Source organism: Candidatus Glassbacteria bacterium, assembly GCA_019456185.1.
Classification (GTDB): Bacteria; Gemmatimonadota; Glassbacteria; order GWA2-58-10; family GWA2-58-10; genus JAJRTS01.
In genome coordinates this window covers 21,583-35,914 of record VRUH01000026.1, presented here as the reverse complement: position 1 = coordinate 35,914, position 14,332 = coordinate 21,583, and the positions used below count along the sequence as shown (strand labels likewise).

Here is a 14,332-nt window from a genome sequence, read left to right as displayed (position 1 = left end):
GTCCGGTCAACCCCGCTGTCCTCGATGCGGCCATTGCTTGAAAACGACGCCCCATCTAGGGTATATTGTCTTTATGCCACCGGCATGGACAGCGAAAGTCCCGGCAGCCGGAGCACCTGTCAGCCGCCGGGCTTGAAAGATTGGCGGGTCACGGCCGCCCCGTCCGGCCACGGCTTTTGTTTTTCCCCGAGATAGAGCGCAGTCCTCACCGCATACGAGAGGTTGTCATGAGCGGAATCTTACGGAATGATGTCATGGGGCGGTTAGCCGCGGCTATTATAGTGCTGGTGATCTCCGTTCCGGCCGCTTTCGCCCAGGACGGCGGGTTGTCCGGGGCGATGCAGGCGGCGATGAGCCTCAACGCTGCGTTCCAGGAAACAGCCTCGAAAGTAACTCCCTCGGTGGTCAGTATCTCCAGTTCACGGCCCAGGCGACGGGCGGAGTCGGGCCGCGACAGGGTGATCAACATGGGCAGCGGGGTGATAGTGACCGGCGACGGGTACCTGCTGACCAACAACCACGTGATCACCCGGGCCGAGGATATCCAGATCATGCTGCTGGACGGGCGCACTTACGAGGCGGAGGTGGTGGGCACGGACCATACCACGGACCTGGCTGTGCTGAAAGTGAAGGACCTGGAGCCGGGCACCCGGCTGCCGGCGATCTCGTTCGGCGACAGCGATTCCTGCAATATCGGCGCGTGGGTGCTGGCGATCGGTAACCCGATGGAGCTGGGGATTTCGGTCACCGCCGGGATAATCAGCGCCAAGAGCCGCAAGATTGACATCCTCAGCGGGGACCCGCAGAATATTCAGGGCAACGTGGACCAGTCGATCGAGAGTTTCATCCAGACCGATGCGGTGATCAACCCCGGCAACTCCGGCGGTGCGCTGGTAAGCCTCCAGGGCGACCTGATCGGGATCAACACGGCGCTCGCCAGCAAGACAGGACTGTATCAGGGCTACGGGTTCGCTATTCCGGTCAACCTGGCGCGCAGGGTGATGGAGGACCTGATCGCATACGGCCGGGTGATCAGGCCCGTGCTGGGAGTAGTGATCCAGGGGCTTGACCCTGTGCGGGCGCGCGCCCTGGGGCTGAAGAACCCGCAGGGAGTGCTGATCGAGGATTTCTCGCCCTCCAGTGGTTCCCCGGCCGAACTGGGAGGAGTCCGTCGCGGCGACGTGATCCTGGAGGTCGAGGGGCAGCTAATCCGGTTCAGCCATCAGTTGCAGGAAACAATCGCCAAGTACCGGCCGGGCGATGAGATAGAGGTGACTGTTTTCCGCGACGGCAATCGCCTGTTGCGCCGTGTCCGGCTGGGCAGCAAGGAGATCTCCGGCAGCTCCCGCGCTATCGCGGCAGCGGCAAAACCGCAGGTGAAACGGACCCCCACGCTGGGTCTCCAGCTTCGCGAACTGAACGAACACGACTTCGACGTGCTGGAGATTCAAAACCGGCGGGGAGTGTTTGTCGAGCGGGTCAGCGAGGGAGGCCTGGCCGCAATGCGGGGAATCCGGGCTGGCGATGTGCTGCTTTCTATCGACCGCACGCCGGTGAACAGCGTCCAGGAGGTCCAGGACCTGCTGGAGGATATCGAACCGGGCAGCGCGTCGCTGTTCATGGTTTTGCGCGACGGCACCACTCATTTTATCGGTATCGAAATCCCCTGAAACGAATGAAACCAGACTGCCAAAGCCTGAGAAGAGAATCATATTCGGTGTCCGCGCCCAGTTGACAATCATGTTCACGCTGCTGCTGGCGGCGGTCAGCACAACCCAGTTCCTGATCTATAACCGTCAGCAGCACAAGGTTGTCGACAAGCTGGTGGAACTCAACCGCCAGATCAACGAGGCGATCCTGCATATCGACAACCAACTCAAGGACAGGGGGATTGTCCCGGACCGGTCTCCATCCCAGCCGCAGGATGCGTTCGCCACACCGGAAATCGCCAGGGAGATCCGGCAGCCGAGCCGTGGCTGCGGCCAGGTTGCTGGGAATCAGCTACAAAACTCTCCAGTACAGGATCAAGAAGTACGAGATCGACACCGAGGAAATCAAGTCACCCTGAGACGGCACGCACAATCTACCCGTTGTAACTTACCATCAACAAACAGCTTGCCACTTCCGTTTGCCACGCATAGATTGCAAAGACAAGGTCAACTTATCCACCTGGAGCGGCAGGCGGATACCACGGAATATCACTCCTCGAGATCCAACAAGTTCAGTTTACTCCATCTCTACTTAGGAGGGAAACCATGCCGGACCAGCAGAAAACAATGGATCGCCGTAAATTTCTCGCCACCTCGGCCAACGCCGCAATTATCGCCCCGATGGTAATGGGCCGCGGTCCGTTCCGTTTCGCACCGAGCGGGAAGGCAAAAAAATACTGCCTGGTGGGCACGGGAACCCGCGGAATCAACATGTGGGGCCGTCGCCTGGTGCAGAACTATGGCGATATCGTGGAGTTTGTCGGCCTGTGCGACCGCAATCCCGGCCGTCTTGCAAACGCTAAGCGCCACATGGGAATCGATGTCCCGGTGTATCTGGATACCGGGTTCGACAAGATGATCCGCGAGACAAAACCCGACACGGTGATTGTGACCACTACCGACTGTTTCCACGCCAAGTATATCTGCCGTGCGATGGAACTGGGCTGCGACGTGATCACCGAGAAGCCGATGGCCACGGACGAGCAGATGTGCCAGGAGATTGTCGATACAGAAAAGCGCACCGGCAAGCACGTGCGGGTGACGTTCAACTACCGCTACAATCCCGAGGCCGAGAAAATCAAGGAAATACTCAACTCCGGTGAACTGGGGATCGTAACCTCAGTCGACTATAATTATTTCCTCAACACATCCCACGGAGCCTCGTATTTCCGTCGCTGGCACGGGTTCAAGCAGTACGGCGGCTCGCTGTGGGTGCATAAGGCAACTCACCATTTCGATCTGCTGAACTGGTGGCTGGGCGCCGAGCCGATGGAGGTCACCGCCCAGGGCGACCTCCGCAAGTACGGCTGGAACAGCCCGTTCCGTGGCAAAAACTGCCGGACATGCCCGCACCAGCAGAAATGTGATTTCTACTGGGATATTACCAGAAGCGAAGAAGCGATGCGGCTTTATGTGGATAACGAGAAATACGACGGGTACATTCGCGACGCCTGCCTGTTCCGCGAAGAAATCAACATCTGGGACACGATGAGCGCCAATATCCGCTACCACAACGATATCCTGCTTACTTACTCGCTCAACTGTTTCATGCCCTACGAGGGTTACCAGGTGGGGTTCAACTGCACCAACGGCCGCCTGGATGTGCGAGTCTACCACAGCCAGCCCTGGGAGCAGAAAGCGCTGTCGGATTTCAGGATCTCTCCTCTGTTCAGCGAAAGCCGCGCGTTTTCGCTCAGCGAGACCGAGGAACACACGGCGGGCAAGGGCGGCCACTGGGGCGCCGACGACAAGATGCAGAACATGATTTTCCGCGGCACCGACGACCCGATGGAGCAGACAGCCGGGACGCGCGCCGGAGCGATGAGTATCATCGTAGGGATCGCCGCCCGCCGCAGTATCGAGTGGGAACGCACCGTGCAGGTGGATGAGCTGGTGAAGTATTAATTACAGAAACGGCACTACCAGACACGAAAGGCGGCCCATCGAGGGCCGCCTTTCGTGCTTATGTACGGTTTCGGATATTATCGGCAGCGTTAAATTACAGGCACAGCCGACGGCGGGCCGGCACGGTAATTGCCTGAACCGCTATGACTTAAGATAATGCATCCCATCTGGCGAAAAGCAATTACCGTGCCGGCCCGCCCGTTTTTTCCTCTCTGATAAATCAAAAAGTCCTTATCCTTTTTCCGGCCCTGTGGTTCCCCAGTGGTAATGCTGAAGGACCTTCTCCTCGTACTCCATGAACCCCATCGTTTCGGTGTAATTGGCCACCGAATCGTACATCGCCTGGCTGAACTCAACCACGCGGCGGTTTTCCGGGTCGAGTTTTTCCTTATCGATGAATTCCCCGACCAGATTCTCGGCCTTGCGTTCATCGACAGCCTGGTACATACGGGTAAAATCGCGCACGGGGGTCAGCTTGGCGATAAGTTTATGGTCCGAGGGTTTCTGCTGCTGGTCGAAAACGCTTTTGTCGTAGACGCCTGGGTGATTGAACTTGCTTTCGGGTGTGTCGATAAAGGATTCAGTGATTCCCCGGGCGGAAAGGCTGTGGCAGACGCAGGTCAGCAGGCCGCGCGCGGTGGGATCGTCGTCGGCTACGAACGGGCCGATAAAGTAGCGCAGCCGACCCGGACGGGCGAACAGATAGCCCTCGATCTCGCCGTTTCCGTTGCGCGAGAGGTAGGCTTCCTCGGCGCTGTCGGTGAACAGGGCGCGGATAATATTCTCGCGTGCCAGCCAGCGGGTGCTGTCGTAGCGGATCAGCTCGTCGAGATCAGCGGCGCTGACACGACTGATCCGGGTCTGGTCGAACGAACTCTGGTTGAACTGCGAGGGGTCGAACCACGAGCGCCAGATCCTGAAGCTGTCCGTATAACCCACAGCGCCGTAGACCGTATTGCCCATCGGAGTGGCGTCCAGCCCGTTGATTACTTTCCCCTGCTCGATAGCGTAGTTGACACAGTGCTGCATCATCGCGTTGGCGATACCTTGGCGGCGCAGCTCGGGGTGGACCAGGATCATGCCGATCCAAGTGTTGCGGCTGCCGACAGGGGCGACACTGGCCGTGCTGACCGGGATATCGTGGTCGGCAGTGCGGAAACTCGCCACGAAATTGCCCTGCGGGTCCAGGTCCACAATCCGCTGCAGGTCCTGTTCCACCTGGTTCCAGCCCGCGCGCATGGTTAGCAGCATCATCGAATCCAGGTTGGCGCCGATTGGTTCGATGTAGAAGCTGTCGTTGTTGACCGCTTTGCCGGCCTCGAGAGGAATTTTCAACTCCTCCGGGACAGTGACTTTGTGAAAGACTCCTCCGCGCATGATCAGCTCCAGTTCGCGCTCTGGCTGGAATCCGTCGGCCCGGGAGTTGTCAAATCTGAAACAGCCGTAGAGCCTGTCGACATACTCGTCGGCTCCCAGCGCGATCTTCTGGACATCGCGCGGGTCCGCTTTCCGGATCAGTTTCACCTGCTGACTCCTGGTCTTCGTTTAGAGTGTTTTTGCTTTGTCGGGGGTGAGCAATATAAGGCAAAAGTAGTCGGAGCGGAAGTTAGAATGTTCCTCCCATGCAAACAAAACCCGCCGGACGGCGGGTTTTGCCGGATATCAGTTTTGCTTATAACCTGCTTTACCAGATCATGTGCGGACCCAGGGCGCGGAAAATCTGCCAGCTGTCGCCGACCTGCTCCACGGCCACCATGGTCCCGGCCCCGAACTCCGGCAGCCCCTCGTCCTTCTCCGGGTTGACCAGTACGCGCAGGAGACGGTCAAGCAGGGGAAGGTGGGCCACCAGCATGATATCCCCTTCGCTGGCCTCGATCAGCCCCAGCGATTCCTCCGGCTCGTCGTTTGGCGCCAGCCCCGATGTCTGTTTGGCGCTGCCCGCTTCCAGGGCGGCTGCCAGGATCATCGCGCTTTCCTCGGCCCTCAGTTTCCCGCTGTGGTAAACAGCGGATACGGAGATGTTCATATTTTTCAGCGTACGGGCGACATGTTCGATTTCACTGCGGCCCTCATCGCTGAGGGGCTTGGCTGCATCAGCTTGCGGGGACACTGCCCGGCCGTGTCTGACGAGATAAACTTTCATCGCATAACTCCCCGGCTGGCGGAATAATGGTTTGATTAGAGTCTTTTAGGGTATTATGAACCGCCTGCGGGTGGGGTGTCAATCTTTTTCGGCGGCACCTTGGCCGGCGACCGTTGGCGGCTTGCCAAATCTCTGTGGGCGGTACATATTGGGGCAGACAGCATCGCTGAGAGTCCCGGTGGTCAAACCTGTCCCTGCTTTCTCTCGGCAATTCTGGTTCGGAATATCACTCGACTCGAATGGAGCTGCCATGTCCCGCGCACTGACTTTTTTCTTTTTGGTCCTTATTGCCCTGGTTTCCTGCGCTCCTCCTGGCGGGCAGAGCGGGAAAGCAACTCTCACGGGCTGGGCGGCCCCGATCGAGGTCCGGGTTTACCGCGGCAGTTTCACCCGTGAGCCGGACAACAGAACCCTGGAAATGGCCGGTCTGGCCGGGGAGGTGGTCAGCGGCCAGGTTGTGGTCCGCAGCAACAGGGATATCGACAAACTTACCGGTGCGATGGGCGCACTGACCGGCCCCGGCGGAGCGGCTATCCCCGGCGAGGCGGTCCGGGTGCGCTACGGCGGGTTCGTGCCGGTGGACGAGTCCATGAACATGACCGCCGACCCCCTGCTGGAAGTCTCATCGGTGGAGGTCAAGGCCAACTTCGCTCAGCCTGTCTGGATCACGATAACCCTGCCCGCCGATGCGGCTCCCGGCATGTACGAGGGCGCATTCACGGCCACAGCCTCGCCCGGCGGAGCCGTGGAATTCGAGGTCAGGCTCGAGGTGCTGCCGGCGGTGCTGTCCCCCGCGCCGGAGTGGAAATTTTATCTCAATATCTGGCAGGACCCGGCCGGAGTGGGACGGACCCACGGCGTGGAGTTGTGGAGCGAGCAGCACTGGAAAATCCTGGAGGCCTACGCGCAAAATTTCGCGGCTCACGGGATGAACTCGATCATGACCAGTATTGTCGAGGAACCCTGGCACAGCCAGGCCGGCGTGACCTACCCCTCGATGGTGAAGTGGAGCTATCCGGGCGAATTCAAGCCCGGCGAGGCCGGGAAATTCGAGTGGGATTTCAGCATCTTCGACCGCTACGTGGCCCTGATGATCGAGGCCGGGGTCAAGGACAAGATCGACATGTACGCCCTGGTCAAGGGTCCCGGCGGTACGCTGGACGCCAGTATCCAATACCTCGACTTATCCGTGGGCGAGCAGCGCGTGGTCGAGATGGAAGTAGGCGAGCCGGAGTGGGAAGAGATCTGGATCGCGTTTCTGCCCGTGCTCAGGAAACATCTCGAGGATAAGGGCTGGTTCGATATCGCCATGCTGGGGTTCGACGAGAAGCCCGAGCGGATCATGGAGATTATCTACAGTTTTATCGGAACCCACGCCCGCGATTTCAAGGTCGTTTCCTCCGGCGGCTACCCCGGCGATGAAAACAAGACCGGCGATGAGATCGTTTTCCCGATGGACGACCTCAGAGACCAGCGCAGGTGGCGGAATATCGAACCGCTGGTCAAAGAGATGGCGGCCGATGAGCGTTACGTGAGTTGGTACACCGCCTGCTGGCCCCACTACCCTAACACGTTCCTGTTCAGCCACCTTCGCGAAACGAGATTTATCGGCTGGGTCACCTGGAAGTTCGGGTTCGACGGCTACACGCGCTGGGCGGTTAATTTCTACCCCGAGGATATCTGGAACCAGCCCCGCTACAAGTGGCCCAGCGGCGACATGTTCTTTGTCTATCCCGGCCGGAACGGCCCGCTGGACTCGATGCGCTGGGAAGTGATGCGTCAGGGGATCCAGGACTACGAGGCGCTGGGCATGGCCATGGAGCTGGCTGAAAAAGCCGGGCGCGATGACCTGGTGGAGAAATTGGAGCGGGCGGTCAACCGGGCCGCAATGTTCGATTCATGCGGCTTGATGCCCTATGTGGAACAGGCCCGCGCCGTGGTCAACGACGTGATCCGCGAGCTGGGCGGCAAGCAATCAGCCGCTGGTTAATCGAATGAAATACCTCTAATTTCCATTGAAGGGCTTATGAACCAACCTCTAATTAAAACATGCCCCTGGAGACCACGGACCGTCCGGGGTGAACTCTGCACCAGAGCCCGGGTCACACCGGATAAGACTTAGGAAAATTCTTAGCTGGAATACATCTTTCAGCGGGGAGTTTGCGATGGCCCGATCGTATCTTTCTCTCGTTGCGGCGGTTGCAGTGACACTCGGTGCCGCCTGCTGCCCGACGCCGGATTTCCACGGCAAGAGACACACATACGAGGCCTGGGCCGTACCGGTCGAGGTGCGCATGGCCCGCGCAGCCTACCGCCCCGATACCGCCGGTAAGGTGATCGAGCTGGAAGGGCTGGCCGGCGAGATACTCAGCGCGCAGATCGCGGTCCGCTCCAATACCGATCTGGATTCGCTGCACGCCGAGATCGGGAGCCTGACAGGAGATGTGGCCGCGATCCCTGCTGAGTGCGGGCGAGTCCGCTACGGGGCGTACGTGCCAGTTGTGGAAACTCTGTCCTGGGCCGCCGATCCCCTGCTGGAGACCCGGTCGATTGATGTCTCCGCCAACCAGGCCCAGCCGGTCTGGCTCACCCTGGAGCTGCCCCGCGACGCTGCGCCGGGAATCTATCGCGGAACTGTCCGGGTCGGCTGCCGCGCCAGAGAGCGGATCGCCGAGTTCACTCTGCGTGTCGAGGTCCTGCCCGCCCGGCTTCCGCCGGTCAAAGACTGGACTTTCGACCTGTTCATGTGGCAGGACCCCACTCCGGTTGCAGCGGCCCACGGAGTGGAACTCTGGAGCGAGGAGCACTGGCGGCTGCTGGAGCGCTACGCTGAAAATCTGGCGGCCCACGGGCTCAAATCGATTACCACCCATATCATCTACGATCCCTGGCACGGCGTCCGCGGCTGGGGCAGCGATGAGATGGTGCTCTGGAAATTCCCGGGTGAATACGTGCTGGGCCAGGCGGATAAGTTCAGTTGGGACTTCGGGATTTTCGACCGCTACGTGGGCCTGATGCTGGACGCCGGAATCAACCGCAAGATCGACCTCTACTCGCTGGTGATGGGACCCTGGATCATCCCCGACGCCCATATCCGCTATTTCGACTCCACCACGGGCGAATCACGCACGATCACGATGGATGTCGGCGACCCCCGCTGGTACGACTGCTGGCGCAAGTTCCTGCCGGTGCTCAGGCAGCACCTGATCCACAGGGGCTGGTACGATATCTCCATCCTCGGCTTCGATGAGAAGCCGGAGGAGATCATGCGGATGATTTTCGGGCTGGTGGACGAGGCCGTCCCCGATTTCCCGATCAGCCAGGCCGGCGGCTTCGCGGGCGATGACCGTAACCGCGGCAAGGAAATGGTGCTGCATATCGGGAATTTTACCGATCCGGCCCGCTGGGCGGAACTGGAGCCGGTGGTCAGGGAATTCAAAGCCGATCCCGACAGGTTCGTGTCGTTCTACACCGCCTGCGGACCCCGATATCCCAATACGTTTATGTTCAGCAGCCTGCGCGAGAGCCGGCTGATGCCTTGGCTGGCGGCACGCCACGGGTTCGATGGCTATTCGCGCTGGGCGATCAACCTGTACCCCGAGGATGTCTGGAACAGGCCGCGGTTCACCTGGGCCAGCGGCGACATGTTCTTTGTCTGGCCAGGCCCGGACGGTCCGCTGGACTCGATGCGCTGGGAGATGATCAGGCAGGGTATCCAGGACTACGAGGCGCTGGGCGTGGCGCGCAGGCTGGCTCGTGAAGCCGGACGCGAGGACCTGCTGGGTCTGCTGGATGAGGCGGTGAATCGCGGGGGTACTATCCACAACTGCGGTGCAATGCCGGTGATCGAGGACCAGCGGCGGAAGATCAACTCTGTTATCCGTGATCTCGGCGGCTGATTTGCGTCCGTCCGGAAAGAAAAACTGATTGATTCGGCACGTTGCGCCGTCCAATTTGAGCAATTACTACTAGCAGGGGGATGCTATTGCCTGCCTGAAGCATTATGATTAAAATATTGAACACTGTAATTAATAGTTTTGTGTCAGAATTAACGCATGGCAGAGGATGTCAATGCGCCGGATCGAGATTAACAGTTTGCCGCGAGCTTTCTTCTTTGCGCTTATCATCTCCGTTTGGACGGGTCTGAACGCTGTCGCCGCCGGGAAAGAACTTCACAGCACCAACCGCCGGGCGATCGGCCTCTACGAGGAGGGGCTGGAACTGGCCGAGAGGGAGCAGTTCGACCGGGCTCTGGACAAGCTGAAAGCCGCGATCGATACCGACCCCCGGTTTCTGGAAGCTCACCTGCGCTACATGGACGCTTTCCGCAGCGTGGGCCGGGGCGAGGAAGTGGTGGAGATGTACAGCACCATGCGCGATAAGAACCCGGATTCGCCGATGTTCAATTTCCTCTACGGCCGCACCGCGAACGACCTTAACGAAAAACGCGCGGCGTTCCGCAAGACCCTCTCACTCGACCCGCAGTTCTACTACGCCCAGTTCGGGATCGGCGGTTCGTATATGCTCGAGGGGCGGCTGAACGAGGCGATCATGGCCCTCAATAAAGCGCTGGAAATCAAACCCGGCATGACAGACGCCCTGCGCCTGCTCGGTTCGATTTACATGGACAAGGGCATGCCGCTCCAGGCGCGCACCGCGCTGGAGCGGGCTATCACGGTGGATTCAAACGACGTCCAGGTTTTACTGCGACTCGGACAGACCTATAGCCAGCTCGAACGATACGAGTCGGCGGAGAAAACTTTTCGCCGTGCCGCGGCTCTGGAGCCCGAAGAGCCGCTGTTTTTCTACTATATCGGTCTCGTCTGCGAGATGAACGGCAGGCCCGCCGAGGCGGCTGAAAATCTCGAACGGTTTCTGCGGATGGCCCCGGACCACGAGATGGCTCCGTCGGTCAGGAAAATGGCCGAAAAGCTGAAAAAGGAAGCCGGTTGATCAGGTTTTTTCCTGAGATTTCAGCTCAATCCCCGCCGCTGTATCTTACAACCGGGAGTAATATTAAATGATCCGCCGGCTGGTTGTCTGCTGCCTCGTCGTGCTGGGATTCCAGCTTGCGCTCGCGGGGTTTATCTTGTTGAGTCACGCCTGGTGGCTGGATGCCATGGGCCGCTGGCTGGTGGTGGACGATCAGCTCGTGGCCAGCCGCGCGATCGTGGCCGTGAGCGGACAGAACAATCGACGGCGCTACGCCATCAAGCTTTACCGTCAGGGCTACGCCGAGTGCCTGATTTTCAACGTCAGCGACACCACCTACTATTTCGGCGAGGCAATCGACCCGGTGGAGAGTATCCTGGCCGATGCGGCGGCCTACGGGCTCTCGCCCGCTTCGATCCTGATCAACCGCGACGTGACCTCGACCTGGCAAGACGCCCACGCCACTCTGAATACTCTCCGCCGGCACGATTTCGATTCGGTTATCGTTGTCAGTTCTCCATTGCACATGCGAAGAGTTAAAATGACCTATGACCGGGTCCTGGACGACGCCGGCATCAGGATCAGCTATTGCAGCATCCCGCTGGAAGAAGACAAAGTGGATCTCAACCGCTGGTGGACCCGTGAGCGGGAGTTTATCAAAGTCTATAACGAGTATTTGAAAATAGGTTTCTACTGTTTTAAATATTTCAGATGAGTTTTCAAGCCGTCTGGATTGCAGGAACTCGATACTCTCTGGATCAACTTTTATTAATGAGGCGGGTTACGGCCGATGGCTGAAGAGGCAACCGGAAAAATACAAGCCGAGACGCAGCTGCGGCAGGCTCCGGCCGGATTGCTCAAGCGCAGTTTCCGTCTTGATGAAGTCCGGTCCGACCAGGCTCTGAAGTACGGTTTCAAGGGTGGGATTCTCGCTTTTGTCGACCACGACGGCCAGGTGTATTTAACGCCCGGCACGCGCCTCAAGATCGACCTGCTCGTGGAGTGCGGTTTCAGCAATCCCAGTACCCAGATAGAAGTCCCGTATTCGGACGGTTCGGTAAAAAGCAAGTGGATGCTGAAAAAGGAAATGCCCCGCCAGGAAATCCACCGTTCGCTCGAAGAAAACAAGATGCCCAAGCTGGAGGGCAGGGTTTATTCGGCGATTATCGAAGTAAATCTGCGGGGCGTAAAAGACCTCCCCCAGGACTTCCTCGCCCGCTGCGGGAGAACCGGGCAGCAATTTTATCTCTATACGGGCCTTTGCGCCGCCTACCGTGGAATCCTGGCCTTTACGGACGAAGACGCCTTTACCTGGGTCACGCCGTTCTCGGAACAGAAACAGGAACTGCTGGAACAGCACGGTTACCAGTGGGTCGAGTCGATGATCAAGGTGCCGTACTCGCTCGACGATCCGCAAAACACGAAATGGCTGGCGGCCAATATTCCCCTGGAGGAATGGGAGCGCAGCCAGGCCGAGATCACTGAGTGGCGGGCAAAGGAGAATCTCGCAAGGGCCAGGAAAAAAATCGAGAAACTCGGCTTGAAAGACCTTCCGGCCGAGTTGCTGGAGGCCAGCGCAGCTTGTGAGGAGAGCTATCCGGACAACACGGGCATGTGCGGGTCGCACGCCGGGCTGCTCGGCTTTACCGATCCGGAGGGCGTAACCTATGTTACGCCGGCAACCCGCGAAAAGCTGGAAACGCTCAAAGAACACGGCTACCAGTTCATGGGCAGCTCTATCCGCGTGCCGCACTCTCTCAAGACCCCCCAGGACGTGGCATGGCTGCAGAAAAATATCGCACCCGAGTATTGGGAAGAGGCCCAGCGCAGCACCCGCAGCGAATTGCAGCGCAAGCAATTCGAGCAGGCGGAGAAAATCCAGCGTAAGCTGGGCCTGCAGGACCTGCCCGCCGACCTGACCGACCGCTGTATCCAAACCGACGCCAAACAGCCCAGCTATATCGGCGAATACTTTATCCGCAACGACATCCTGGGGTTCGTGGTTCCCTTGGGCGTGGTCTACGTAACCCCATCCACAAGAAAAAAAGAGACAATGCTCAAAGAGGCCAACTACCGCCAGGCCGCCGCCGGTTTCAACGTGCCCTATTCCGACGGGACAAAGCAGGACCTGGACGCCATCCGCCGTCACCTCTCGAGCGAGGAAATTGAGGAATGCCGTCTGGAGCGTATCGAGGAACAGCAGCGGCTTGAAGCCAAACGGCGGAAAAAAATTCTAGAGAAGATCAAGCTGAGCAAGCTGCCGGACAAGCTTATCGACCGCTCGACGGTTACGGACGAGCAGAATATCGAACTGATCGGGATTTATTGCTCACGGATCGGGATGACCTGTTTCGTGCGGGAGGACGGCTGGTTCTATGTTACCCCGACCGTCCCCTGGAAGGAACAGGCCCTCCGCGAGGCAGGCTACAGGCAGCCGGAGCAGATGGTGCGGGTGCCGTATGGATCGGGGACCGATGAAGACCGGGCCTGGCTGGAAACCAACCTGCCCGACGGCGAGTTTGACCTCTGCCGGGAGGAACTGGCGGAACATGAACAGGAGGAAATGTCCGACAGCCTGAAAAAGAAACTGGAAAAACTCGGCATTGCTGAGAAGCTTCCCGAGGAAATCAAGGCCCGCTGCGCATCTTCGGGCGTGAAGAACGAAGAGCAGATCGGTAACTATTTCATCGAAAACGATCTCACGGGCATAGTCGGCCCCGATGGGATTATCTGGGTGACCCCCTGTACCGTCAGCACGCTGGAAATCCTGAAAGAGGCCAACTACAAGTACACGACCAGCCGGTTTGTGATCCCGCACGGCACCGATCTGGAGGAGGACCGTCTATGGCTGGAGGAAAACCTGCCTGACGGGGAGCTGGAGCGCAGCCGTCAGGAATTATCTCAGGATCAGGGCGAGCGCGAGGACCACCTGGCGGCGGACATTGCAAAACAAAAGGGACTGAAAGAGCTGGATCCTGAGCTGATCGAGCGCAGCGGGCTGGTGGAGAAAGTAAGCGCGCAGCGAATAGGCGCCTATTTCCAGCGTCGCGAGATGCTCCTTTTTATCGATGCGACCCGCAACTACTATGTTACTCCTCATACGACGGAGAAAGCGACCATGCTGGCCACCGCAGGCTTCCATCTGCAGGAGGGGGTCACCGACCTGCCGTTCAGCAACCCGTCGGAAGAGGAGCACGAGCGATTGATCGAGATGCTTCCCGAAGGAGAGTTGGAGCGCTGCCGGCAGGAGGCCGAGAACAAGGAAAAGGGCGAGCAAGATCAGAAGATTCAGGAGAGCATGGAAAAGCACGGCCTTCAGCCGGTACCCGAGACTTTATCCGACCGCACCGCCGACACCGGTTTCTCCGACCCGGAGAACGTGGGCCGGATCGGGACTTACCGCGGAGTAATGGCGTTTGTCCTGCCCGACGAGCGCGTGATGGTTACCTGGTACACTCCGGAAAAACAGGAGTTGCTGGAGGCCAACGGATATAGCCTCGAGGGGCGCATGCCGATTAAAGTACCGTTCGCAATGCCCGATCCCAAGCAGAGGATGTGGCTTGTCGACCACTTGCCTGATCCTGACGAGGAAGAAACGTTCTCGATGGAGGAAAACGAAGGGTGATAAGGTGCTTTCTTCCTT

General features: G+C 59.0%; 11 protein-coding genes. 8 read left to right on the top strand and 3 right to left on the bottom strand.

All coding sequences use genetic code 11. From position 1 onward, the window contains the following. The first annotated feature begins 227 nt into the window (after positions 1 to 227). Positions 228 to 1,670, top strand: a complete 1,443-nt coding sequence (locus FVQ81_10745) for a PDZ domain-containing protein (GenBank protein MBW7997023.1) — start codon at positions 228 to 230, stop codon at positions 1,668 to 1,670. Here the strand turns inward: FVQ81_10745 and FVQ81_10740 are convergent. Further along, positions 1,648 to 1,875, bottom strand: a complete 228-nt coding sequence (locus tag FVQ81_10740) for a hypothetical protein (GenBank protein MBW7997022.1) — start codon at positions 1,873 to 1,875, stop codon at positions 1,648 to 1,650. The genes FVQ81_10745 and FVQ81_10740 overlap by 23 nt on opposite strands. A gap of 16 nt (positions 1,876 to 1,891) precedes the next feature. Between FVQ81_10740 and FVQ81_10735 the strand changes: the two genes are divergently transcribed. Beyond that, positions 1,892 to 2,068 carry a hypothetical protein gene (locus FVQ81_10735; GenBank protein MBW7997021.1) on the top strand — a complete coding sequence of 59 codons (177 nt, stop codon included), beginning with the start codon at positions 1,892 to 1,894 and terminating at the stop codon, positions 2,066 to 2,068. 187 nt (positions 2,069 to 2,255) lie between these two features. Further along, positions 2,256 to 3,614: a Gfo/Idh/MocA family oxidoreductase gene (locus FVQ81_10730; GenBank protein ID MBW7997020.1), complete on the top strand. Its 1,359-nt coding sequence runs from the start codon at positions 2,256 to 2,258 to the stop codon at positions 3,612 to 3,614. A gap of 231 nt (positions 3,615 to 3,845) precedes the next feature. Here FVQ81_10730 and FVQ81_10725 read toward each other — a convergent pair whose 3' ends face one another. Further along, on the bottom strand, positions 3,846 to 5,138 hold the full coding sequence (locus FVQ81_10725) for a GNAT family N-acetyltransferase (protein MBW7997019.1): 1,293 nt from the start codon (positions 5,136 to 5,138) through the stop codon (positions 3,846 to 3,848). A gap of 160 nt (positions 5,139 to 5,298) precedes the next feature. Next, on the bottom strand, positions 5,299 to 5,757 hold the full coding sequence (gene sixA / locus FVQ81_10720) for a phosphohistidine phosphatase SixA (protein ID MBW7997018.1): 459 nt from the start codon (positions 5,755 to 5,757) through the stop codon (positions 5,299 to 5,301). A gap of 55 nt (positions 5,758 to 5,812) precedes the next feature. On the opposite strand from sixA, the gene FVQ81_10715 reads away from it, so the two are divergent. The 5 genes from FVQ81_10715 to FVQ81_10695 all read left to right on the top strand — a co-directional run bounded on the left by FVQ81_10715 (position 5,813) and on the right by FVQ81_10695 (position 14,314). Beyond that, positions 5,813 to 7,747, top strand: coding sequence for a DUF4091 domain-containing protein (locus tag FVQ81_10715; GenBank protein MBW7997017.1), 1,935 nt, complete (start codon positions 5,813 to 5,815; stop codon positions 7,745 to 7,747). Between the two features lie 175 nt (positions 7,748 to 7,922). Continuing rightward, on the top strand, positions 7,923 to 9,656 hold the full coding sequence (locus FVQ81_10710; GenBank protein ID MBW7997016.1) for a DUF4091 domain-containing protein: 1,734 nt from the start codon (positions 7,923 to 7,925) through the stop codon (positions 9,654 to 9,656). Between the two features lie 166 nt (positions 9,657 to 9,822). After that, positions 9,823 to 10,710 carry a tetratricopeptide repeat protein gene (locus tag FVQ81_10705; protein MBW7997015.1) on the top strand — a complete coding sequence of 296 codons (888 nt, stop codon included), beginning with the start codon at positions 9,823 to 9,825 and terminating at the stop codon, positions 10,708 to 10,710. Positions 10,711 to 10,777: 67 nt separating this feature from the next. Continuing rightward, positions 10,778 to 11,404, top strand: a complete 627-nt coding sequence (locus FVQ81_10700) for a YdcF family protein (protein ID MBW7997014.1) — start codon at positions 10,778 to 10,780, stop codon at positions 11,402 to 11,404. 75 nt (positions 11,405 to 11,479) lie between these two features. Beyond that, positions 11,480 to 14,314, top strand: a complete 2,835-nt coding sequence (locus tag FVQ81_10695) for a hypothetical protein (GenBank protein MBW7997013.1) — start codon at positions 11,480 to 11,482, stop codon at positions 14,312 to 14,314. The last annotated feature ends 18 nt before the right edge of the window (positions 14,315 to 14,332 follow it).